General features: G+C 44.1%; 1 pseudogene. It reads left to right on the top strand.

Features of this window, described 5'->3' with window-relative positions:
- Positions 1–233: 233 nt before the first annotated feature.
- Positions 234–490, top strand: a pseudogene (locus FH871_RS34775) (uridine kinase); the annotation flags it as partial.

Raw genomic sequence — 490 nt, 5'->3', positions numbered from 1 at the left:
CCAGTAGGACTGACACCTAGGACGTTCTTGCCAGCCTTGATGGGCTCAAAGGCCCGCTCCTGGATTGGGGTTAACTCCTGAATGTCGTCTTCTTTTAAGTGTTCCCTTAGGGCTTGCGGTAATTGGATAGTCATGCTTGTTTGCTTCCTTTTCAGTTCAAAGTCGCCTTTAATTATACCATCTTTTAGGGTATAATAGGGGATGATTTTATAGGAGATAGTATTGGAGTTCTTATGCAGAAAAAAACAATTATCATTGGTGTGACAGGTGGTTCAGGTGGTGGTAAAACCAGCGTTTCTCGGGAAATTCTCAATCATTTTCCCCATTCCAAGATTGCTATGATTGAGCACGATTCTTATTACAAGGATCAGTCCCATCTGACCTTTGAAGAACGGGTGTCAACTAACTATGACCATCCTCTGGCCTTTGATACCGACCTGATGATTGAGCACATCAAGGAACTGCAGGCAGGACGTCCTGTTGATATCCC

The organism is Larkinella sp. C7 (assembly GCF_006149005.1).
Taxonomy (GTDB): domain Bacteria; phylum Bacteroidota; class Bacteroidia; order Cytophagales; family Spirosomataceae; genus Larkinella.
Note: the sequence above shows the minus strand (reverse complement) of the source record. Positions and strands in the feature narration are given on the sequence as shown.